Source organism: Kineococcus sp. GCM10028916 (assembly GCF_042674865.1).
Classification (GTDB): Bacteria; Actinomycetota; Actinomycetes; order Actinomycetales; family Kineococcaceae; genus Kineococcus.
Genome location: NZ_JBHTFM010000016.1, coordinates 307,445 through 329,849, shown reverse-complemented (window position 1 = coordinate 329,849; position 22,405 = coordinate 307,445). Strand labels below are relative to the sequence as shown.

The 22,405-nt window shown below is 72.7% G+C and carries 21 protein-coding genes; 11 read left to right on the top strand and 10 right to left on the bottom strand.

The window, feature by feature from the left end; translation table 11 throughout:
- Positions 1-41 precede the first annotated feature (41 nt).
- From ACFQ46_RS15370 to ACFQ46_RS15350, 5 genes are all read right to left on the bottom strand, one after another.
- On the bottom strand, positions 42-1,055 hold the full coding sequence (locus ACFQ46_RS15370) for an LLM class flavin-dependent oxidoreductase (protein ID WP_380260254.1): 1,014 nt from the start codon (positions 1,053-1,055) through the stop codon (positions 42-44).
- 1 nt (position 1,056) lies between these two features.
- Positions 1,057-1,722, bottom strand: coding sequence for a hypothetical protein (locus tag ACFQ46_RS15365; RefSeq protein WP_380260253.1), 666 nt, complete (start codon positions 1,720-1,722; stop codon positions 1,057-1,059).
- Entirely contained in the window at positions 1,719-2,720 is a 1,002-nt protein-coding gene (locus ACFQ46_RS15360) for an acetylxylan esterase (RefSeq protein ID WP_380260252.1), read from the bottom strand. The genes ACFQ46_RS15365 and ACFQ46_RS15360 overlap by 4 nt, the downstream gene beginning before the upstream one ends.
- Before the next feature lie 16 nt (positions 2,721-2,736).
- Positions 2,737-3,612: a GTP-binding protein LepA gene (locus tag ACFQ46_RS15355; RefSeq protein WP_380260251.1), complete on the bottom strand. Its 876-nt coding sequence runs from the start codon at positions 3,610-3,612 to the stop codon at positions 2,737-2,739.
- 172 nt (positions 3,613-3,784) lie between these two features.
- Positions 3,785-4,594 carry a DUF1206 domain-containing protein gene (locus ACFQ46_RS15350; protein ID WP_380260250.1) on the bottom strand — a complete coding sequence of 270 codons (810 nt, stop codon included), beginning with the start codon at positions 4,592-4,594 and terminating at the stop codon, positions 3,785-3,787.
- A gap of 146 nt (positions 4,595-4,740) precedes the next feature.
- Between ACFQ46_RS15350 and ACFQ46_RS15345 the strand changes: the two genes are divergently transcribed.
- The 7 genes from ACFQ46_RS15345 (at position 4,741) to ACFQ46_RS15315 (ending at position 14,288) form a co-directional block, all read left to right on the top strand.
- The gene (locus ACFQ46_RS15345) at positions 4,741-5,889 is read left to right on the top strand and encodes a LacI family DNA-binding transcriptional regulator (RefSeq protein ID WP_380260249.1); all 1,149 of its coding nucleotides are present in this window, start codon (positions 4,741-4,743) and stop codon (positions 5,887-5,889) included.
- Between the two features lie 182 nt (positions 5,890-6,071).
- Positions 6,072-7,649 (top strand): ABC transporter substrate-binding protein, encoded by a 1,578-nt coding sequence (locus tag ACFQ46_RS15340; RefSeq protein ID WP_380260248.1) that lies wholly within the window; start codon positions 6,072-6,074, stop codon positions 7,647-7,649.
- On the top strand, positions 7,646-8,689 hold the full coding sequence (locus ACFQ46_RS15335; RefSeq protein WP_328295443.1) for an ABC transporter permease: 1,044 nt from the start codon (positions 7,646-7,648) through the stop codon (positions 8,687-8,689). Before ACFQ46_RS15340 ends, ACFQ46_RS15335 begins: the two co-directional genes overlap by 4 nt.
- A gap of 5 nt (positions 8,690-8,694) precedes the next feature.
- Positions 8,695-9,624, top strand: a complete 930-nt coding sequence (locus ACFQ46_RS15330; protein WP_380260247.1) for an ABC transporter permease — start codon at positions 8,695-8,697, stop codon at positions 9,622-9,624.
- Positions 9,624-11,324, top strand: coding sequence for an ABC transporter ATP-binding protein (locus tag ACFQ46_RS15325; RefSeq protein ID WP_380260246.1), 1,701 nt, complete (start codon positions 9,624-9,626; stop codon positions 11,322-11,324). The genes ACFQ46_RS15330 and ACFQ46_RS15325 overlap by 1 nt, the downstream gene beginning before the upstream one ends.
- 35 nt (positions 11,325-11,359) lie before the next feature.
- Positions 11,360-12,544, top strand: coding sequence for a glycoside hydrolase family 1 protein (locus tag ACFQ46_RS15320; RefSeq protein WP_380260245.1), 1,185 nt, complete (start codon positions 11,360-11,362; stop codon positions 12,542-12,544).
- Between the two features lie 139 nt (positions 12,545-12,683).
- The gene (locus ACFQ46_RS15315; RefSeq protein WP_380260244.1) at positions 12,684-14,288 is read left to right on the top strand and encodes a methyl-accepting chemotaxis protein; all 1,605 of its coding nucleotides are present in this window, start codon (positions 12,684-12,686) and stop codon (positions 14,286-14,288) included.
- A 4-nt stretch (positions 14,289-14,292) separates the two neighbouring features.
- On the opposite strand, the gene ACFQ46_RS15310 is transcribed toward ACFQ46_RS15315, so the two are convergent.
- The 3 genes from ACFQ46_RS15310 to ACFQ46_RS15300 are packed head-to-tail and all read right to left on the bottom strand — an operon-like array spanning position 14,293 to position 17,016.
- Positions 14,293-16,455: a heavy metal translocating P-type ATPase gene (locus tag ACFQ46_RS15310; protein WP_380260446.1), complete on the bottom strand. Its 2,163-nt coding sequence runs from the start codon at positions 16,453-16,455 to the stop codon at positions 14,293-14,295.
- A gap of 37 nt (positions 16,456-16,492) precedes the next feature.
- Positions 16,493-16,702, bottom strand: a complete 210-nt coding sequence (locus tag ACFQ46_RS15305; protein ID WP_380260243.1) for a heavy-metal-associated domain-containing protein — start codon at positions 16,700-16,702, stop codon at positions 16,493-16,495.
- A gap of 23 nt (positions 16,703-16,725) precedes the next feature.
- A complete protein-coding gene (locus ACFQ46_RS15300) occupies positions 16,726-17,016 on the bottom strand; it encodes a metal-sensitive transcriptional regulator (protein ID WP_380260242.1) in 291 nt (96 codons plus the stop codon).
- Positions 17,017-17,105: 89 nt separating this feature from the next.
- Between ACFQ46_RS15300 and hemW the strand changes: the two genes are divergently transcribed.
- The 3 genes from hemW to ACFQ46_RS15285 are packed head-to-tail and all read left to right on the top strand — an operon-like array spanning position 17,106 to position 19,892.
- Entirely contained in the window at positions 17,106-18,311 is a 1,206-nt protein-coding gene (gene hemW, locus ACFQ46_RS15295) for a radical SAM family heme chaperone HemW (RefSeq protein WP_380260241.1), read from the top strand.
- Positions 18,312-18,353: 42 nt separating this feature from the next.
- On the top strand, positions 18,354-18,803 hold the full coding sequence (locus ACFQ46_RS15290) for an EVE domain-containing protein (protein ID WP_380260240.1): 450 nt from the start codon (positions 18,354-18,356) through the stop codon (positions 18,801-18,803).
- A 48-nt stretch (positions 18,804-18,851) separates the two neighbouring features.
- On the top strand, positions 18,852-19,892 hold the full coding sequence (locus ACFQ46_RS15285; protein WP_380260239.1) for an LLM class F420-dependent oxidoreductase: 1,041 nt from the start codon (positions 18,852-18,854) through the stop codon (positions 19,890-19,892).
- Positions 19,893-19,917: 25 nt separating this feature from the next.
- On the opposite strand, the gene ACFQ46_RS15280 is transcribed toward ACFQ46_RS15285, so the two are convergent.
- Both ACFQ46_RS15280 and ACFQ46_RS15275 read right to left on the bottom strand, forming a co-directional pair.
- The gene (locus tag ACFQ46_RS15280) at positions 19,918-20,331 is read right to left on the bottom strand and encodes a DUF4870 domain-containing protein (RefSeq protein ID WP_380260238.1); all 414 of its coding nucleotides are present in this window, start codon (positions 20,329-20,331) and stop codon (positions 19,918-19,920) included.
- Positions 20,332-20,352: 21 nt separating this feature from the next.
- Positions 20,353-21,219 carry a DUF3097 domain-containing protein gene (locus ACFQ46_RS15275; RefSeq protein ID WP_380260237.1) on the bottom strand — a complete coding sequence of 289 codons (867 nt, stop codon included), beginning with the start codon at positions 21,217-21,219 and terminating at the stop codon, positions 20,353-20,355.
- A gap of 111 nt (positions 21,220-21,330) precedes the next feature.
- Here ACFQ46_RS15275 and hrcA point away from each other — a divergent pair, with 111 nt between their 5' ends.
- A complete protein-coding gene (hrcA, locus tag ACFQ46_RS15270; RefSeq protein ID WP_380260236.1) occupies positions 21,331-22,371 on the top strand; it encodes a heat-inducible transcriptional repressor HrcA in 1,041 nt (346 codons plus the stop codon).
- Positions 22,372-22,405 lie beyond the last annotated feature (34 nt).

Sequence of the window (22,405 nt, the reverse complement as noted above, 5' to 3'; positions counted from 1 at the left end):
TCCGTGGTCCCGCTGGGTCTCCCCGCGGGACCACGGTCGGTTCAGGGGGCGGGTGCCCAGCCGAGGAGGGGGCCCAGACGGGTCGCCATGTCGGTGAGGATCTGCACGTAGTCCTCGTGCTCGAAACCGAACGGCAGGGCGAAGGCGACCTCCTCGACGAGGCGGAACCCCGCGTGCGCCCACAACTGCGCGGCGATCTCCTCGCTGGACCCGATGACGTCGGGGGCGAACAGCAACCGGCCGGGGCCCTGCGGTTCCCGCGTGCGCGGGGTCCGGGCGTCGACGTAGGCCTGGTACCTGGCGCGCTGCGCGGCGGTGGCGGTGTCGGTGGGGATGACCACCAGTCCCTGCGAGGTGCGCCCCGCGGGGTGCGCCGCGCGGAACGCCTCGAGGTGCCCGGCCTGGATCGCGGCGAAGTCGCTGGACCCGTCCTCGGAGCGGACGACGCTGGAGGCCAGCAGGTTGATCCCCTGCTCACCGCTCCACCGCGCCGACGTCAGGCTCGCGCCGCCGTACCAGAGCCGGTCCGCCAGCCCGGGGGAGTGCGGTTCCACCCGGTCGGAGAACACCTCGATGCCCTCGGTCCCGGCGAAGTCGGTCACGGGGTCGCCACGCAGGAACCGCTGCAACCGCAGGACGCGTTCGTAGCCGAAGTCCTCGACGTCGGCGGTGTCGGGGTACAGCGCCGCCTTGACGCGGTCGTACTGCATGGGCGTGCTGACGCTCACGCCGGGTTCGAGACGACCACCGGTGAGGACGTCGACCGTCGCGAGGTCCTCGGCCAGGCGCAGCGGGTTCTCCCAGCCCAACGGGGTGACCGCGGTTCCCAGGTGGATCCTGCTGGTCCGCTGGGACAGGGCCGCGAGCACCGCGACGGGGGAGGAGATCCCCGGTTGCAGGTGCCGGTGACGCAGCCACGCCGAGTCGAAACCCAGCTGCTCACCGAGTTGCACGACCTCCAGCGTCGTCTCGTGGCCGGGTCCGGGATCGGCCGGGTCGAACGACCCGATCGTCAGGAACCCCATGCGCCGCAGCGCCACACCCTGTTCCGGCACGTCAGACCGTCCCTTCGAAACCTGCACTGGCGGTGACCGTTCCCGGCGCGACCTCAGTGAAACCGCCGTCGCGCACGTCGATCCGTCCCGCGGCCTCCAGGACCGGGGCCCCGGTCACGACGCGCACCGGGAAACCCGCTGCCCGCCACGGGTCCACCCGGGCCGCGGGCAGCCGCTCGAACGCGAGCTGGGCGGCGTGCCCGACCTGCGCGGCGGCCTTGCCCGTGGTCATCGTCACCCCGGGGCTGAGCCGGATCGTGAGCAGCCCGTCGGGACCGGGCGCCCGGAGCTCCTCCGGGTCGGTGAGGTCGAGGCCGCCGACCTGCAGGGGTTTCAGCGCAGGTGGCACCTCGTCGCGCGGGTGCGGGGCGAAGACCCGGACCACGGCGTCCCCGTGGGAGGCCTCGACGTGCGGAAGCCCTGCCGTGCGGTCCCACTTCGCGCCGCGGGCACGGCGGCAAATCTTGCGGATCCGCCGGTCGCGCCAGGCCTGGACCGCGTCGTGGAGCTCACCCTCGGGGTCGGTGGTCCGGGGGTCGTCGAGCAGCAGGACGACGGCCCGGGCCGCGGCGATCAGGACGCCGGTGTGGGTGGGGAGCGGTTCACGTTCGACGCGGGCCACCAGGGACAGGGCCCACGGGTCGACCTCCGGCTCGAACCCGCTCACCGGAGCCCGAGGCGCTCGAGGAAGCGCAGCTGGCGCTGCACCTGGAACCCGAGACCCCCGCCGTGGTCGGCGAACTCCCACACGTCGATGTCCTTGGCCACGTCCCGGCCGCTGCGCTCGCCGTAGCGGTTGTAGGTCGCGAACACCGTCGAGGGCGGGCAGACGGGGTCCATGAGGGCGACGCTGAAGAGGGCGGGAACGCTCGCCCGGGCCGCGAAGTTCGCCCCGTCGACGTAGGACAGCGTGGTGAACGTCTGTTCGACGGCTTCGGGGGAGTGCCGCCGGAGGTACTGGACGACCTCGGGGAACGGGCCGTCGGGGGCGGTGTCCACGGCTCGACGCACGTGGCAGAGGAACGGGACGTCGACGAGCGCGGCGGCGACCCGGTCCCCGGACAGGCCCGCCGCGGCGAGCGTGAACGCCCCGCCCTGGCTGCCGCCGCGCACGATGACCCGGCTGGTGTCGACGTCGACCCCGAGGGCGGGCAGGGCGTGCGCGACGTCCACGGCGCGGGCGCAGTCGACGTAGGCCCGGCGGTAGAAGTACGTCGCCGGGTCGGTGATCCCCTTGGTCATGAACCCGCCGAACCACTGTCCCGCGGGGGCGCTCGGGTCCGGGTCGGGGGTGTCCTGCCCCATCCCGCGGGTGTCGACGACGAGGTGGGCGAAGCCCGCGGCGGCCCAGGTCGTCCGGTCCACCGGCAGACCCCGTCCCCCGGAGTAGCCGATGAACTCCACGACGACCGGCAGCGGGCCGGGGAGGTGCGCGGGGCGGATCAGCCACGCCGCGATCGGATCACCGGCCCAGCCCGCGAAGCGCACGTCGTGGACCTGCAGCGCGGGCAGCGCCGGCCCCTCGTACGGCGACAGCGTCACCGCGAGGTCGTGGGCGCGGGCCAGGGCCAGGCTGTCGGCCCAGAAGGTGTCGAAGTCGGCGGGCTCGGCCACGTCACCGCGGTAGGTGCGGAGCTCGGCCAGCGGGAGATCGGTCAGCGGCACGGTGGAACGCTACTGCTCACACGACGCGGGGCAGCCCCTGGGTGCGGAACTGCTCGATCGTGTCCTTGAGCGCGGCCATGATGTAGTCGGGCACGCGCATGCCCTGGTCGCGCGCCCACAGCAGCTCACGCTCGACCAGGCCGATCTGGGCGCCGAAGTCCTCGAGCTTCTCGGCCAGGCCGAGGGTGTTGAGGATCCCCCCGAGCTGCGCCTTGTACTGCGGGTTGTGCGCGCCGACCAGGCCGAAGGACTTGCGGCGCAGGACCTTCGCCAGTCGCAACTGCCAGGGGGCGAGGACGTTCTGCTGGATCATCTCCGTCGCCGAGAGCCGGTAGAAGGCGAAGTGACCCGGTTCCTGGCGGCGGATGGGCTGCACGACCGTCTTCGAGATCGCGGTCTCGCCGATCCCGTCGAGGCCGTCCACGAGCAGGTTGTAGGCCACGACCGCGGACTTCTCCGTCGCGGCGCCGGTCAGGTAGTAGAGCAGCCGCGCGACCTCCTGGACGGGCCTGAGGTGGGCCAGGGACCCCAGCAGCCGGATCTTGGCGCTCACGTCGTCGGTGTTGGGGTCGGCGGGGGCGATGTCGATGTCCTGCTGCAACCGGTCCAGGATCAGCCCGTGCTGGATCTCCTGGGGCTGCCAGACGTCGGCGTAGAAGAGGCGGTCCGTCTCGGAGACGTCCGGCAGCAGCGTGAGCAGCTCGAGGACGTTGCGGTCCACCTCGAGCTCCACGCGCGCCAGGTAGTCGATGACGTGGCCGAAGGTGTCGCGCACCCGGCGGGGGTCGTGCACCGTGCGGTCGACGGAGTCCAGGCTGATCGGCGGGTACTTCTCCCCGAGGCGCAGGACGTGGTCGCGGATGTCCCCCGGGGTGATGATCTTGCGAGACACGTGACTCCTGCTTCCGTGAGATCCCAGTCTGGGGATGGACTGCCGCGGACCAGTGTGCCGGTTCGGCACCCGCGTTCGTAAGGCCACCCTCAGTTCGCAACCGATCCTCGACCGGATTGGTTCCCGGGCCGCTGTCCCGGTCAGATCACGTTCTCACGCTGGGCCGAGCGGATCAGGCCCGGCTGCGGCGCCGGGCCGTGATCAGCTGGAAGACGGCGTAGGCCGCGAGCCCGAGGGCGACCAGCAGGAGCGCGACGGTGCCGAAGGGCTGGGCGGCGATCTCGTGGAAGGCGGCGTCCAGGCCGCGGGACTTGCCCGTGTCGCCGGTCGCCGAGACGACGACCAGCACGCCCAGGACGGCGAAGGCGACCCCGCGGGCGACCCAGCCGGCGACCCCCAGTCCGGTCAGGGCGGGTGAGAGCGAACCCTCGACCTTGTCCTCGAACTTCTTCTGCAACCCGCGCACGACCGTCGCGACCCCGATCCCGACGATCACGAGACCCACGACCACGACCAGGACGGCCCCGCCGGGGGCCTCGAGGACGCGCTGGGTGACGGTCTGCTGCTGCTGACCGCTGGAGGAGCCGCCCCCGGCGACGAACTTCAGCGACGACACCGCGAGCGCGGCGGCGGCCACGGCCTTGGCCGCGGCGCTCACCCGGCGCGAGGTCTTGTCCGCGGTGATCGCCGCGACGACCTGCCAGGCGAGCAGGGCGACGAAGCCGAGGGCCAGGACGACCAGCAGGACCTCCCCGAAGGGCTTCGAGGCGATCTGGCCGAGCGCACCGCTGGAGTCGGCGGAACCGCTGCCGGAACCCAGCGCCACCTGCGCCGCGAGCCAGGCGATGAGCAGGTAGACCACCCCTTCGGCCGCCACACCCACGCGCCCGACGCGCTTCACCCCGGCCTCGTGGGCCCGGGCGAAGGCCTCACCCCGACGGGCACCCTCTTCGGCCCGGGACTGGACGTTCCTGCTGTTCATCCGGTCAGCGTTGGACCCGGCGGGGCCCACCGCAACCGGTGGCCGGATCCGGGGAGCGCCGTAGCATCGTCCGAGCCCACCGCGCTCTGCGGTGGTGACCGCGCTCGAGCGCGGGACGAGCACGAGCGAGCAGGAGGCGCGCAGCCATGGCGGCCACGTCGTCCCCGGGAACCTCCGGCGGCAAGGCACCCACGGTCTACGACGTCGCCGACCGCGCGAGCGTCTCCATCGCCACCGTCTCCCGCGTCCTGCGCACCCCCGACGCCGTCCGGGAGACGACGCGCGAACGGGTGATGACGGCCGTGCGCGACCTCGGCTACGTCCCCTCCGGCAACGCCCGTGCGCTCGCCGGACGGCGCACCGGGGTGATCGGGTTGTGCTTCCCCGGTCACGACGGACTGGACGGGGAGGATCCCCGCGACGAGACGACCCGCGACCCGCGACCCGCGATGACGCTGCGGGGCGGGGTCCGCATCGTCGACGACCGCCGCCCGGGACCGGCGCCGGCCATGCGCAACCTCTACTTCGACGAGGTCCTGCGCGGGGCCGAGGTGGAGGCCTGGCGGCGCGGGTTCGCCCTGATGGTCGCGGCCGGACGGGGACCGAGCCGGGAGGTCATCGTCAACGACATCGCCGGCCGCGTCGACGGTCTCGCCGTGCTGGCCCGCACGGTCTCCGACGACCTGCTGGCCCACGTGGCGCGGCGCATCCCCGTCGTGGTGCTGGCCGACGCGACCCGCACCGACGGGTTCGACCACGTGAGCGTCGACAACGCCGCGGGCATGCAGGCCCTCACCACCCACGTCGTCACCACCCTCGGGGTCCGCGACGTCGTCTACGTCGCCGGTCCGCAGGACTCCCCGGACGAGGCCGAGCGACGTCGGGGGTTCCTCGCCGCGCTGGCCGCGGCCGGGGTGGCGCCGGAGGCCGTCCCGGTGCTGCGCGGGGACTTCCGGGGGGATCGGGCCTTCGAGGCGGTGACCCGGCTGCTGCGGGAGCGGACCCCGCGCGCGCTGGTGTGCGCCAACGACCAGTCCGCGCTGGGGGCGCTCGACGCGGTCCGGGCCGGCGGGCTCTCGGTCCCCGGGGACGTCCTGGTGACCGGGTTCGACGGCATCGACGTCTCCCGGTTCACCGAGCCGCCCCTGACGACCGTCGCCCAGCCCATGGCGGAACTGGGGCGGGCCGCGGTGCGCGCGATCGTCGACCGCCTCGCGCAGCCGCAGGCGCCGCGGCTGGACACCCGGCTGCCCGTCGAGGTGCTGCTGCGGGAGAGCTGCCCGCCCACGCTCTGAGCCGTCCTGGCGGCACGGGCTTGCACCACGCGATGTAAGCGCATACGTTGGCGTGGACGACGACGTGGAGGTCGAGAGCGATGACGCTTCGGCAGGGCCCGGCCATGAGGCGCCGGGGAGTGCTCGCAGGGTTCGGTGCAGGTGCCGCGCTCGCGAGCGCCGCAGGACTCAGCGGATGCAGCGTGCAGGTGCGCAGTCAGGCCGATCCGACGATCGGCGCCGACACCATGCTGATCAACGCGGACAAGGGCAACCCGCTCTTCGACAGAAACTTCAACCCGTACCTGACGAACAAGCGGACCGCGTCCACGTGGATCTACGAACCCCTCGTCCTGGTGAACCCCCTCGACGGCGAGCAGATCCCCTGGCTCGCCGAGTCCTGGGAACTCCCCGACGCCCGCACGATCGACATGACGATCCGGCAGGCGCGGTGGAGCGACGGCGAGGAGTTCACCGCCGACGACGTGAAGTTCACCTTCGACCTGTTCCAGGCGAACCCCTCCCTCGACACCAAGGGCGCCTGGCAGCACCTGGACTCCCTCGAGGTGCAGGGCGACCACGTCGTCTTCCACCTGCAGACCGACGACGTCCCGGCGCTCGCGGTCCTCGGCGTCACCTGCATCGTGCCGCGGCACCTGTGGAGCGACGTCGCGGACCCGTCGACGTTCCGCAACGAGAACCCCGTCGGCACCGGCCCGTTCGTGCTGGGCAACTACAACCCGCAGCAGTACTCGATGGACCGCAACGAGGACTACTGGCAGGCCGAGAAGATCGAGATCGCCCACCTGATCCTGCCGGGCACCAGCAACCAGCTCGACACCGTCACCCGCGGCTACGACTGGAGCTACTCGTTCATCTCCGACGTCGAGGGGACGTGGGGCGCGGCCAGCGAGCACAACAAGTTCTGGTTCCCGCCGGGCGGCATCATCGCCCTCGTCCCGAACCACACCGTCGCCCCCTTCGACGACGTCGACGTGCGCCGCGGGATGTCGCTGGCCCTGGACCGGGCCCGCATCGCCCAGGTGGCCAGCGAGGGGTACATGCAACCCGCCGGCCAGACCGGGTTGATGCTGCCCAACCAGCAGGAGTGGCTGAACCCCGACATCCCGGACCAGGGGATGGTCGCCCAGGACCGCGACGGGGCGCTCGCCGCCTTCGCGCGGTCCGGCTGGACCCTGCAGGGGGACAAGCTGGTCGACGCGGGCGGGAAGCAGCTGGGTTTCGCCCTCACCTCCGCCAACGGCTACACCGACTGGACCCGCGCGGCCCAGGAGGTCCAGCGCCAGCTCGGTGAGATCGGCCTCGACGTCTCCCTCCAGCTCCCGCAGCCGGCGGGGTACCAGTCGGCACTGGGCAACGGCGAGTTCGAGGTCGCGATCGGCGGCATGGGCGGCGGCGACGTGTTCCGCGCCTTCAACGACCTGATGTCCAGCGACTTCGTCACCGAGGTGGGGAAGACGACGCAGGCGAACTACGAACGGTTCTCCGACGACGCGGTCGACGACCTGCTGACGGCGTTCAAGTCCTCCACCGACCCCGCCGCCCAGTTGCGCGCCGCGCAGGCGCTGCAGCAGGAGGTCTACGACCAGCTGCCCGTCATCGGGCTCTACTACGGCGGGCTCTGGGGTCTCTACAACGACGCCAAGTTCACCGGCTGGCCCACCGAGGCCGACCCGTACATGGCCCCGCAGAACTACGACTCCGCGCCGCTGGGCATCTTCACCCGCCTCCGGCTCGCCGGGAAGGGGAGTGCGGCATGACCGCCCTCGACACCGCCGCGCCACCCCGGGTCTCCCGGGTGCCCGGGGCCGGGTTCCCCGGTCGCTACCTGCTCGGGAAGCTCGGCCTGTTCGTGCTCACCCTCTGGGCCGCCGTCACCGTCAACTTCGCGTTGCCGCGGCTCATGCCGGGCACCCCGGCCGACGCCGCCGTCGCGAAGCTCTCGCAGAACGGACCCGTCAGCCCCGCCACCCGCGCCGCCATCGAGGCCCAGCTCGGGGTTCCGGACGGCAACCTGCTCTCCCAGTACGTCTCCTACCTGCACCAGGTGCTCACCCTGGACTTCGGGGTCTCCTACACGTTCTACCCGCAGACCGTCTCCTCGATGGTGTCGCAGGCCCTGCCCTACACCCTGGTGCTGGTCGGTGCGGTCACGGTGCTGGCGTTCGTCCTCGGGACCCTCATCGGCGTCGCCTCGGCGTGGAAGCGGGGTACCTGGCTGGACGCGCTGCCGACCCTGTCGGGCAGTTTCCTCTCGACGTTCCCGTACTTCTGGACCGCGCTGCTGCTGCTGTTCTTCCTCGGCTACGTCCTGCACTGGTTCCCCACGACGGGCGCCTACTCGGCGACGACGACGCCGGCGTTCGGGCTCGACTTCCTCGGCGACGCCCTGGCCCACGCCGCGCTGCCCGCCATCACGATCCTGCTGACCTCGCTGGGGGGCTGGATCCTCGGGATGCGCAACGCGATGATCAACACCCTCGGCGACGACTACGTCACCTTCGCCGAGGCGAACGGGCTGCGCGGGCGCACCGTCGCGATCCGCTACGCCGCCCGCAACGCGATCCTACCGAACCTCACCGGTTTCGGGCTGTCGCTGGGCGGGGTCGTCGGCGGGTCGGTGCTGGTCGAGCAGGTCTTCGGGTACCCGGGCATCGGCTACCTCCTCTTCAACGCCGTCATCGGGCAGGACTACCCGCTGATGCAGGCGTTGTTCCTCATGATCACCGTGAGCGTCCTCGTCGCGAACTTCCTCGTCGACGTGCTCTACGGCCTCCTCGACCCCCGCACCCGGAAGTGATCCCCGTGGCCACCTCGACCACCCCGAGCGATCTCAGCCTCGAACGCGGACCGAGCGCCTGGCGCACGCTCGCCCGCTCCGCCGCGACCGTCTGGTCCAACCGCAAGGCCCGGGTCGGCGTCGTCGTCCTGGTGTTCTTCCTCCTGGTCGCGGTGTTCGCGCCGCTGATCGCGCCCTACGACGGCAAGGACAACAGCTTCGAAGGCGGCCAGGACGTCTCCGCGGCGCACTGGCTGGGTACCACGGCCGCCGGTGAGGACGTCCTGAGCCAACTGGTCCACGGGGCCCGGATCAGCGTCCTCGTCGGGTTCACCGCCGGGTTGCTGGCGACGGTCGTGGCCGTGCTCGTCGGTCTGTCCTGGGGTTACACCCGCGGGTGGGTGGCCGAGGTCATCGGGTTCGTGGTGAACCTGTTCCTCGTCATCCCGGGCCTGCCCTTCATGATCGTCATCGCGGCCTACCTGCAGAACGGTGGCATCACCGTCATCATCGCGGTGATCGTCATCACCGGCTGGGCCTGGGGCGCCCGCGTCCTGCGGTCCCAGACGCAGTCGCTGCGCTCCCGCGACTTCGTCGAGGCGGCCCGGTTCTCCGGGGACTCCTCGGCCCGCATCGTCTTCCGCGAGATCCTGCCGAACATGACCTCGCTCATCGTCGGGAGCTTCTTCGGTGCGGCGACCGCGGCGATCCTCGCCGAGGCGGGGCTGGAGTTCCTGGGCCTCGGCGACACCTCCGTCGTCAGCTGGGGGACGATGATCTACTGGGCGCAGAACTCCAGCGCGCTGCTCACCGGGCAGTGGGCCCTGCTGTTCGCCCCCGGTCTCTGCATCGCCCTGCTGGCCATGAGCCTGACCCTCATCAACTTCGGCGTCGACGCCGTCAGCAACCCCAGGTTGCGCGAGGGCACCGTCAAGACCGCTCGGAAGGGGAAGTGATGACCAGCCCCGACACCCTGGGTACCGGATCGCGTTCCGGGGGCGAGCTCGGCGAGCCGCTGCTGGACGTGCGCGACCTGTCCGTCGTCTACGAGTCGGACGGCCAGGACCCCGTCCAGGCCGTCGACCACGTCTCGTTCACGCTGCGCCGCGGCGAGTTCGTCGGCCTGGTGGGGGAGTCGGGATCGGGCAAGTCGACCCTCGGCTACGCCATCACCCGGCTGCAGAAGCCCCCGGCCCGCACCAACGGCGGGCAGATCCTCTTCGGCGGGCACGACGTCCGCGAACTCGACGACGAACAGCTCCGCCGCCAGCGCCACGGCGGGTTCGCGATGGTCCTGCAGTCCGGGATGAACGCCCTGAACCCGGTGCGCCGGATCCGCGACCACTTCGTCGACGTCTTCCGGGCCCACGGCCACGTACCGCGGGCGCACTGGCGGGACCGGGCGGCGGAACTGCTCGGCAAGGTCGAACTGGAGACCAAGGTCCTCGACCGCTTCCCCGGGGAACTCTCCGGGGGGATGCGGCAGCGGGTCTCGATCGCGCTGGCGCTGTCGCTGGACCCGCAGCTGGTGGTCTTCGACGAGCCGACGACGGCGCTCGACGTGCTGGTGCAGCACGCGGTGATGGACACCATCACCGCGCTCCAGCGCACCGAGGGTTTCACCGCGGTCCTCATCAGCCACGACCTCGGCATCGTCCTGGAGACGGCCGACCGCGTGCTGGTCATGCACGAGGGACGGATCGTCGAGGACGGGACCTCGCAGCAGGTCCACGAGGACCCCCACGACGAGTACACCCGGATGCTGCTGAGCCACTACGCCGACCCGCGCGGGGAGGTCGTCTCGCTGCCCGGGTTCGAGGACCGCAGCCTGCGTCCCCGCCTCGACCACGGTCGCCCCGGCGGTTCCGCGATCGTCGTCGACGGGGTCTCGAAGACCTACCCGGCGCCGCGTCGGGGCGAAGCCCCCGTGCAGGCTGTGCGGGACGTCTCCTTCACCCTGGAACCCGGCGGTGCGCTGGCTCTGGTCGGGGCGAGCGGTTCCGGCAAGTCGACCCTCGCGAAGATGATCACCGGCGTCGAGGCCCCCACCGAGGGTTCGGTCTCCCACGGCGACCTGAACATCGGCAAGCTCAACGGCCGGGGTCTCAAGGCCCTGCACCGCAACGTGCAGATGGTCTTCCAGGACCCCTACGCGGCGCTGAACCCGCTGCACACGGTGGAGTACCAGCTGACGCGTCCGGTGCTGAACCACACCGACCTCAAGGGCGCCGACGCGCGCCGTCGGGTCCACGAGATCCTGGAGACCGTCGGCCTCGCGCCGACCGGCCAGTTCGCGCAGAAGCTTCCGCACCAGCTCTCGGGTGGGCAGCGTCAGCGGGTCGTCATCGCCCGCGCGCTGGCCTGCGAGCCGCAGGTGCTCATCGCCGACGAACCGGTGTCGATGCTCGACGTCTCGTTGCGCGCCGGCGTCCTGGCCCTCCTCGAGGAACTGCGTGAACGGCTCGGGTTGTCGCTGCTCTACATCACCCACGACCTGCTGAGCGCCCGGCTCATCACCGACGACATCCTCGTCCTGCACGAGGGTCGCGTCGTCGAACGCGGGTCGACGGCGCAGGTCCTGCAGCACCCCACCGACCCCTACACGGTGCAGCTGCTGGACGCCGTCCCGAACCCCGCCCGCGCGCACACGCGCTGACGCGACCGCTCTCCGAGACACCGGAAGGACGACCCATGCTCCGCTTCCCCGAGGGGTTCCTCTGGGGTGCCGCCACGGCCGCGCACCAGATCGAGGGCGGCAACGTCGCCAGCAACTGGTGGGCCCACGAGCACGGACCCGACGCCGCCACCACCCGCGGCATCGTGGAACCCTCGGGCGATGCGGCCGACAGCTACCACCGCTACCGCGAGGACATCCGCCTCCTGGCCGACCTCGGCCTGAACTCCTACCGGTTCAGCGTCGAGTGGGCCCGCATCGAGCCCGAACGCGGGTTCGTGTCCCGGGCTGCGCTCGACCACTACCGGCGGATGGTCGACACCTGCCGCGAGTTCGGCGTCGAGCCGGTCGTGACCCTCATGCACTTCACGGTGCCGCGCTGGTTCGAGCGCGACGGCTCCTGGCGCGCCCACGACGCGGTCGACCTCTTCGGCCGCTACGTCGAGACGACCCTGCCGCTCGTCCGCGACGTGGAGTGGGTCTGCACCATCAACGAACCCAACATCGCGGCGATGCTGGCCGGGGGAGAGGACGCCTCGAACCTCGTCGCGCACGGTCTGCCCGACCCGGACCTGCACGTCGCCGACCAGCTGCTGGCGTCGCACGAACGCGCCCGCGACGTGCTCTCGCAGCTGCCGGAGGTGAAGTCCGGGTGGACGATCGCCACCCAGGCGTTCAAGAGCACGGGCGAACCGGGGGCGGAGGAGATGGTGCACACCTACGGCCACCCGCGCGACGACTGGTACCTCGAGAACTCCCGGGGCAACGACTTCGTCGGCGTCCAGGCCTACACCCGCACCTTCGTCGGTCCGGACGGCCCGGTCCCCGTGGCCGACGACGTCGAGACGACGCTCACCGGGTGGGAGTTCTACCCCCGGGCCGCGGCCGACGGGCTGCGCTCGGCCTGGGAACTGACCGGCGGGGTCCCGTTGATGGTCACCGAGAACGGCATCGCGACCGCCGACGACTCCCGCCGGATCGCCTACACCCAGGGTGCGCTCGAAGGGGTCCACGCGTGCCTGGAGGACGGGATCGACGTCCGCGGGTACCTGCACTGGAGCCTGCTCGACAACTACGAGTGGGCCTCGGGGTTCCGCCCCACCTTCGGCCTGGTCGCCTGGGACCGCGAGACCTTCGAACGCCACCCGAAACCCAGCGCCGCCTGGCTCGGTGGGGTGGCCCGGGACAACGGCCTGTCCTGACGCCGATCCCCCTCGGGCGCAACGGGACCGAGCCCGGAAACCCGACGTCCTGGAGGCGGTCCGACACGGAACGGGTACCGAGAAACCCCGGGGCCCGCAACCGCTCAAGGGGGGTCGTCGGCGCGTCGATGAGCCAACCATGCCCACCCCCGGCCGCCACCCCCTCGCGCACTCGTGGCGCGACGCGGGTCTGCGCCGCAAGCTCGCCGCCCTCACCGGTGTCGCCCTGCTCGGCAGCGCGGGGCTGGGGGCGGTCACCCTGGTCACGCTGGACCAGACGTCGGCGGCCACCGCGCGCCTGGAGGGCGCCAGCGTGGTCGTCCGGGCCACGCTCGAGGCCGACATGTCGCACGACGCGTTGCGCGCCAACGTGCTCCAGGCGCTGGTCTTCCCCCGCGGCGCGCAGTACACCGAAGCCGTCGCCGGGGCCGGTGAGGCCGCCACGGCGATCCTCGACCACCTGCAGGCCGTGGACGACGCCGACCTCGGCCCTGACGTCGCCGCTGCCGTCGCCGCGGCGCGGCCCGCCGTCCAGGCCTACGCCCAGGCCGGTCCGGCCCTCGTCACCCAGGCGGGGACGGACCCCGCCGCCGCCCTGGCCGCCTACCCCGCCTTCCTCGCCCAGTTCTCGACCGTCGAGGAGCTGCTGCCCGCCGTCGCCGACGTCGCGGCGGAGCACCTCGAACTCGAGAGCCAGGCGGTCCGGGACGCGCGCCGCGACGGGATCACCCTCCTCGCGGCCGTCCTGGTCGCGACCGCTGCCCTCCTCCTGTTCGTCGCCCGACTCGTCTCGGGCAGCGTCGTCCGGCCCCTGGCCGCGGTGACGGACGTCGTCACCGCACTGCGCTCGGGCGACCTCACCGCACGGTCCGGGCTCGCCGCCCGCGATGAGGTCGGCCGCACGGGCCGGGCCCTCGACGAGGCCCTCGACAGCCTGCGCGACCTCGTCGGGGCGATCTCCGCCACGGCCGGAGACCTCGAGGGTTCCAGCGGCCGGCTGACGTCGTCCTCGGCCCAGATCGCCACGGCGACGGGCAGCTCCGAACGCCTGGCCGCTTCCGCCGCGCACGAGGCCGGCCAGGTCTCCGAGGCGACCGCCGGGATGGTCGGCGCCGGGGAGCAGATGGTGGCGGCGATCGCGGAGATCGCGCGCAGCGCCGGCGCCTCCCACGGGGTCGCCGCCGAGGCCGTCCGCATCGCCGACGCGACGAACGCGCTGATGTCGAGCCTGGGCGCCTCGAGCGAGGAGATCGGCAAGGTCGTCAACGTCATCGCCGGGATCGCCGCGCAGACCAACCTGCTGGCCCTGAACGCGACCATCGAGGCCGCGCGCGCCGGGGAGGCGGGACGGGGTTTCGCCGTCGTCGCCGGCGAGGTGAAGGCGCTCGCCCAGGAGACGGCCACCGCCACCGAGGAGATCGCGCGCACCGTCGCGGCCCTGCAGGCCGACAGTTCCGGGGCGTTCTCCTCCATCGCGGAGATCTCCGAGGTCATCGGTCGCATGTCGGAGCTGCAGTCCACGATCGCCGCCGCCACCGAGGAGCAGAGCGCCGCGAGCGACGAGAACAACCGCCAGGTCTCGACCGTCGCCCTCTCCGCCCGCAGTTCCGCGGCGGACCTGGCCACGTTGTCCGGCAGCGTCGCCGTCACCGCCGACCGTGGCCGCGACGCCGGCCTGGCCGCCCAGCAGGTCGCCGCCCTGACCGCCGACCTGCGTTCCGCCGTGGGGCGCTTCCGGATCTGACCGCCTAGCGGAAGCGGCGCAGCCGCAGGGAGTTGGTGACGACGAACACCGACGAGAACGCCATCGCCGCGGACGCGACGACGGGGTTCAGCAGCCCGGCCGCCGCCACCGGCAGGGCCGCGACGTTGTAGGCGAAGGCCCAGAACAGGTTCCCGCGGATCGTGGACAGCGTGCGCCGGGCCAACCGGACCGCGTCGACGGCGGCCTGCAGGTCGGCCCGCACCAGGGTGAGGTCGCTCGCCTCGATCGCCACGTCCGTGCCGCTGCCCATCGCGATGCCGAGGTCGGCGGTCGCGAGGGCCGCGGCGTCGTTGACGCCGTCCCCGACGACCGCGACGACGTGCCCCTCGGCCTGCAACCGGGCGACGTGGGCGACCTTGTCCTCGGGAGCGACACCCGCGGTGACGTCGTCGATGCCGACGGCGGTGGCGACGGCCCGCGCCGTCCGCTCGTTGTCGCCCGTGAGCAGCACCGGGTGCAGGCCCAGTGACCGCAGACCGGCGACGGCGTCGGCGCTGCTCTCGCGCACGGTGTCCGCGACCGACAGCACGCCCAGCGCCCGGCCGGCGGAGGCGACCAGGACGGCCGTGCGTCCGGCGGACTCGGCCCGATCCATGGCGCCGGCGAGTTCCGCGGGCACGGGAACCCCCACCCAGTCGGGACGACCGGCGCGGACGGGCGAACCGTCGACGACGCCGGCGATCCCGGCCCCCGCCGCGGCGACTACGTCCCGCACGGGGGAGAGCGCGACCCGCGCCCGGGCCCCGGCGGCCAGCGCCCGGCCCACGGGGTGCTCCGAGGCGTCCTCCAGCGAACCGGCCGCGCGCAGCAGGTCCTCGGGGGACACCCCGGCCGCGGGCACGACGTCGACGAGGGTCATCCGGCCGCTCGTCACGGTGCCGGTCTTGTCGAGCACGACGGTGTCGATGCGGCGGGTGGACTCCAGGACCTCCGGGCCCTTCACGAGGATCCCCAGCTGGGCGCCGCGCCCGGTGCCGACCAGCAGCGCGGTCGGGGTCGCGAGCCCGAGCGCGCACGGACAGGCGATGACGAGGACCGCGACGGCCGTCGTCAGGGCCGCACCGGGGGAGGCCCCGGCCAGCAGCCAGCCGACGAGGGTCGCCACCGCCCCGACGAGGACGACGGGCACGAAGATCCCCGACACCTGGTCCGCGAGCCGTTGCGCCGCAGCCTTTCCGGACTGGGCCGCCTCGACGAGGCGACCGATCCGGGCGAGCTGGGTGTCGGCCCCGACGCGCGTGGCCCGCACGACGAGGCGGCCGCCGGCGTTGACGGTGCCGCCGACGACGGCGTCGCCCGCGGTGACCTCGACGGGGACGGTCTCACCCGTGACGATGCTGAGGTCGATGGCCGAGGCGCCTTCGAGCACCGTCCCGTCGGTCGCGACCGTCTCACCCGGGCGGACGACGAACCGGTTCCCGACCCGCAGTTCCGCGATCGGGACGCGGCGTTCCCCGGTGTCGTCGAGGAGCCCGACGTCCTTGGCCCCCAACGCGAGCAGGGCCCGCAGCGCGGCACCGGAACTGCGCCGGGCCCGGGCCTCCAGGTAGCGCCCGACGAGCACGAACACGGTGACGACCGAGGCGACCTCGAGGTAGAGCTCGTCGCCGGTGGAGCCGAAGAGCGAGAACTCCATGTGCATCCCGGGCATCCCGGCGTCACCGAGGAACAGCGACACCAGCGACGTGGCGAACGCGGCGATCACGCCCAGGCTGACGAGGGTGTCCATGGTCGCCGCACCGTGGCGGGCGTTCACGAACGCGGCGCGGTGGAACGGCCACGCACCCCAGACCGCCACCGGGGCGGTCAGGGTGAGGGCCAGCCACTGCCAGTTCGTGAACTGCAGGGCGGGGACCATCGAGAGCAGCAGGACGGGCAGCCCCAGCGCGGCGGAGACCAGGACCCGGCGCCGCAGGACCTCCGTCGCCGGATCCCCCTGGGAGACCACGGGTTCGCTCTCGGGGCGGGGGGTGGGCACGGTGGCGGTGTAACCCGTCGCCTCGACGACCTCGATCGCCGCCTCGACGGCGGTGCCGACGGGCAGCAGGACGTGCGCCTTCTCCGTCGCGTAGTTGACGCTCGCCTCGACGCCCGGCATCCGGTTGAGCTTCTTCTCGACGCGGTTCGCGCAGGACGCGCACGTCATGCCACCGATGAGCAGTTCGACCCGATCGCTCACCGGGTCACTCCGCCAGCTCGTACCCCGCCTCGTCCACGGCGGCGGCGACCGCGGCCCGGTCGAGGGGGGAGGTGCTCGTCACGTGCACGGTGGAGTTCCCGCCGGGCGCGAGGGTGATGCGGACGTCGGTGACCCCGGGCAGGGCCGAGACCTCCTCGGTCACCGCCCGCACGCAGTGCTCGCACGTCATGCCGGACACGTCGAACTCGTTCATCGTTGCCTCACTCCCGACGTCACTCATGACTTCACCAACCGCGCGATGGCCGCGCTGGCTTCCTTGATCTTGGCGTCCGCGACCGGACCACCCTCGGCGGCGGCCTGCGCGACGCAGTGCCCGAGGTGGTCGTCGAGCAGCGACAGCGCGACGGCCTGCAGGGCCTTCGTCGCCGCCGAGACCTGCGTCAGGACGTCGATGCAGTAGACGTCCTCCTCGACCATGCGCTGCAGGCCACGGACCTGGCCCTCGATCCGGCGCAGGCGCTTCAGGACCTCGTCCTTCTCGCCGGCGTACCCGACTGCGTTCTCCATGACTCCTTGATACCCCCCTGGGGTTCCTCGTGCAACCCCTACCCCCTAGGGGTACGACACGGGGGCGGCGGCGGGGTGACACTGGAGACGTGCCGAGCACCCTCCCCGACGGCGAGCCCGTCCCGACCGACGGGTCGCTGCCCCCCGACGCCCTGAGCGGCGCGGCGGACCGCACCTTCGGCGTCTACCTGCACGTCCCGTTCTGCTCGGTGCGCTGCGGCTACTGCGACTTCAACACCTACACCGCCACCGAGCTCGGCGGTGGTGGGTCGCAGGCCGCGTACGCCGCGACCGCCGCGCAGGAGGTCCGCCTCGCCGCCCGCGTGCTCGGGGACGCCGTCCGCCCCGCCGAGACCGTCTTCTTCGGCGGCGGGACCCCGACGCTGCTCCCGGCCGCCGACCTCGAGCTGATGCTGCGCGCCGTCCGCGACGAGCTCGGCATCACGCCCGGCGCCGAGGTGACCACCGAGGCGAACCCGGACTCCGTCACCCCCGAGGGCCTGCAGCGCCTCGCCGCGGCGGGCTTCACCCGGGTGTCCTTCGGCATGCAGTCCGCCGTCCCGCACGTCCTCGCCGTGCTGGAACGGACCCACGACCCGGCCCGCGTGCCGCTCGCCGTGCGCTGGGCCCGTGAGGCGGGGCTGGAGGTCAGCCTCGACCTCATCTACGGCACGCCGGGGGAGTCGCTGGACGACCTGCGGGTCAGCCTCGACGCGGCGCTGTCCTGCGAACCTGACCACGTCTCGGCCTACGCCCTCATCGTCGAGCAGGGGACGAAGCTCGCCGGGCAGATGCGCCGCGGTGAGGTCCCGGAACCCTCCGACGACGACGAGGCCGACAAGTACGAGATCGTCGACGACACCCTCGCGGCCGCTGGGTTCGCCTGGTACGAGGTGAGCAACTGGGCGCGCGAGCCCCGGTCCGCCTGCCGGCACAACCTCGCCTACTGGCGCGGCGGTGACTGGTGGGGGATCGGCCCCGGAGCGCACAGCCACGTCGGGGGCGTGCGGTGGTGGAACGTCAAGCACCCCACGGCCTACGCCGGCCGCATCGGCGCCGGGGAGTCCCCGGCCCACGCCCGCGAGGTCCTGGCCGCCGAGGACCGCCGCGTCGAGGACGTGCTGCTGCGGTCCCGGCTGTCCGAGGGTTTCGACCCCGCCTGGTGGGGGGTGCGGACGGCGACCGCGCAGCTCCTCCTCGACGGCCTCCTCGAGCCGGCCCCCGGCGGCCGGGTCGCGCTGACCCGCCGCGGCCGGTTGCTGGCCGACGCGGTCGTGCGTCAGCTCCTGGCCTGAACCAGACAGGAGGTGTCACCTTCTCCGGTGAGACTGCCCGGCATGGAGAAGCTCCCAGAACGCGCCTGGCTCGGCGTCGTCAGCGCCGCCCACGTCCGGATCGGTGTCCGCCACGGTTTCGCGCAGGTCCAGCACGGCAAGCGTTCCGGGCTGGACCGGTTGCGGCGCGGTGACGGTTTCGTCCACTGCTCCCCGACCGAGGAGATGGGCGGCAGGGTCCCGCTCCGGGCGTTCACCGCGCTCGGCGTCGTCGTCGACGACGAGAGCTTCCAGGCGGAGCAGGTCATGGCGCCCGGCAGCTCGTTCCGGCCGTTCCGTCGTCTCGTCGACGACGAACCCGTGCAGCCGCTGGCGCTCGAGGAGGTCCGGGACCGACTGGCGCTGACCGCGTCCGCGAACTGGGGGTACCGGTTGCGTCGTGGCCTCGTGCCGCTGGACCCGCAGGACTTCGCCCTGCTCGCCGGACTCGTGCTCGGCGCGGTACCTGCGTGAGCTGACCGCGCCCGGCCCGGTGCTGCGTCGAGGTCTAGGGTCGGGCGGGTGGACCTCGGACTGAGCCTCGGCTACCTCACCGGTGAGATCGGCCCCGCCGCGGCGCAGGCGCTGTCGCTGGCGCGAGCGGCGGAGGAGGCCGGCTACGCCTCGGCCTGGGTCGCGGAGGCCTACGGCACCGACGCGGTCAGCGTCCTGGGCTGGTTGGCCGCGGGGACGTCGCGGATCGGGCTCGGCTCGGCCGTCCTGCAGATCCCGGCCCGCACCCCCGCGATGACCGCGATGAGCGCCTCGACCCTCGACGGGATCTCCGGGGGCCGGTTCCGCCTGGGGCTCGGCGTCTCGGGTCCGCAGGTGGCCGAGGGGTGGTACGGCCAGCCGTTCGCGAAACCCCTGGGGCGCACCCGCGAGTACGTCGACGTCGTGCGGCGGTTGCTCGCGCGTCAGACCTCCGAGTACGCCGGGGAACACCTCACGCTGCCGCTGCCCGGCGGCCCGGGGATCCCGCTGAAGCTCATGCAACCCCCGCCCCGACCCGACCTCCCGATCCACCTCGCCGCCGTCGGCCCGCGCAACGTCGCCCTCGCCGGCGAGATCGCCGACGGGTGGTTGCCGCTGTTCCTCGTGCCGGAGAGTTCCTCCACGCAGTTCGACCAGTTGCGCTCCGGGTTCGCCCTGCGTACCCGGCCCGCCGAGGGTTTCGAGGTCACGGCGAGCGTCGCGCTGCTGCTCACCGACGCGACGGGGGAGGAGCGGACCCGGGCCGAACTCCCCGTCCGTCGCTACGTCGCCCTGTACCTGGGGGGCATGGGGTCGCGCGAGAAGAACTTCTACGCCGACCTCGGTCGTCGCCTCGGTTTCTCCGACGCCGTCGACGAGGTCCAGGAGCACTTCCTGGCCGGACGGCACCGGGAGGCCGCGGCCGCCGTCCCTGCGGGGTTCCTGGACGCGACCTGCCTGGTGGGTTCCGCGCAGCACGTGCGGAACCGGCTGGCGGACTACGCCGCCGCCGGGGTCACCACCGTCTCGGTCATCCCCCTCGCCGGCGACCTCGAGGCCCGGACCGCGGACCTGCGCGCCATCGCCTGAACCCCGCCCGGCGCACCGGGAGGGGTCAGCGCACCAGGCGGAAGATCAGCGGGTAGCGGTAGACCCGGCCGCTGTTCGCCGCGACGGCCGCGAGGATCGCGCAGACCAGGAAGACGACGGCCGGGACGACCATCAGGGCGTAGGCCAGCCCGAAGGTGACCAGGGCCAGGACCGAGCAGACGACGCCGAGCACGAACTCGTAGACGACGAAGGAGATCGTCATGTTGAGGGCCTCGGCGCTGTGCCCGCGCACGAACCCGTTCCGGTCCTTGTGGACCAGGAAGATGATCAGCGGGCCGAGGAACGGCAACGAGACGAAGGTCGCCGCGATCGCGGAGAGGTGGCCGAACATCCCCCACATCCGTTCGTCCGCGGGCGTCATCGGCGCGGGGGAGTACATCGGCGGCTGCGGCGGCGGCGGGTGCTGGGGGTTGCTCACCCTCCGATCCTGGCGCGTCGTTCAGCGGTCGTCCAGGTCGGCCGTGACGAAGTCCACCAGTTCCTCCACCCGCCCGAGCAGCGCGGGCTCCAGGTCGGCGAAGCTGCGGACGGTGCCGAGGATCCGCTTCCAGCCGTGCGCGACGTCGGCCTGGGTGGCGTGCGGCCAGCCGAGCTCGGCGAGGATCCCGTGCTTCCAGTCCTGCCCGCGCGGGATCGTCGGCCACCGCTGCCACCCCAGGCGTTCCGGGCGCACCGACTGCCAGACGTCGATGAAGGGGTGACCCAGCACCAGCACGTGCGGGCTCTTCGACACCTGCGCCACGATCCGGGACTCCTTCGACCCCGGCACCAGGTGGTCGACCAGGACCCCGATCCGGCGACCGCGCTGCGGGGCGAAGGAGCGGATCGCGGCGTCCAGGTCGTCGACCCCGTCGAGCATCTCCACGACGACCCCCTCGACCCGCAGGTCGTCGCCCCACACCTTCTCGACCAGCTCGGCGTCGTGCCGGCCCTCGACGAGGATCCGCGAGGCGCGCGCCGTCCTCGCGCCCACCCCGGCCACGGCCACCGAACCGCTGGCCGTGCGGGTGGCCCGCACGGGGGCGGCGGCCTTCGGGGCGACGAGACGCACGGGCTGCCCCTCGACCCAGAACCCCGGGCCCAGCGGGAAGGTCCGGGTGCGCCCGCGGCCGTCCTCGAGGACGACGACGTGGACACCACCGCTCTTCTCCACCCGGACGACGGCCCCGACCCAGCCGGTCTCCACGTCCTCCACGACCAGGCCGTGCACGGCGGGTTCGTCGCGGTGCGTGGGCTTCGGGTTCGTGCGGGCGTGCGGGTCGGAGGACAGCACGTCGCCGCCGTACCGGTCTTCGTAACGGGTCACGCGCGGAACGCTAACCAGACCCGTGTGGTCGACGGGGGAGGCGCGGCCGTGCGGTGACGGCCTAGACTTGGCACTCGCACGACACGAGTGCCAGTGGGGAGAGGGGACGGGATGAGCGACGACCGCAGGCTCGCGGTGCTCCGCGCCATCGTCGAGGACTACGTGTCCAGCCACGAACCCGTCGGCTCCAAGATGCTCGTCGAGCGTCACCAGCTCGGCGTCTCCCCGGCCACCATCCGCAACGACATGGCCGTGCTGGAGGAGGAGGGGTACATCACCCAGCCCCACACCAGCGCCGGACGCATCCCCACGGACAAGGGCTACCGCCTCTTCGTCGACCGCCTCGCCAACGTCAAGCCCATGACGCCGGCCGAGAAGCGGGCGATCCAGACCTTCCTCGAAGGGGCCGACGACGTCGACGACATCGTCGACCGCACCGTCCGGCTGCTGGCGCAGATCACCCGCCAGGCCGCCGTCGTGCAGTACCCCTCGCTCTCGCGCGCCGCCGTCCGCCACGTCGAGCTCGTCCCCGTCGGCGGGCGCAGCGCGCTGCTGGTGCTCATCACCGACTCCGGTCGCGTCGAGCAGCGCGTCCTCGACGTCCGCTCCGCCGCCGACCCGGAGTCCCTCGGCGTCCAGCTCGCCGCCCTGCGCACCCGCGTCAACGCCGGGGTCGTCGGCAAACGGCTGCGCGACGCCCGCGACGACCTCACCGACCTCGTCCAGCAGACCCCGCCCGGCGACCTCGCCGTCGCCGCAGAGGTCGCCGTCGCCCTGGGCGACTGCCTCACCGCGGGGCTGGAGGAACGCGTCGTCATCGCCGGCACCGCGAACCTCGTGAAGTCCGGCGCCGACCTCAGCACCTCCCTCGGCAGCGTCCTGGAGGCCCTCGAGGAGCACGTCGTCCTCCTGCGCCTCGTCCAGGAGCTGACCGAGGACGCCGACCGCGGCGGTCTCACCGTGCGGATCGGCGCCGAGAACCTGCACCTCGGTCTCGACGGCACCTCCGTCGTGACCAGCGGCTACGGCACCGGCCCGGACACCGTCGTCGCCCGCCTCGGCGTGCTCGGGCCGACCCGCATGGACTACCCGACGACGATGGCAGCGGTGCGTGCGGTGTCACGCTACGTCTCGCGCATCCTGTCCCAGTGAAGCTCGGCCCCGTGATGAAGACCGACAGGAGAAC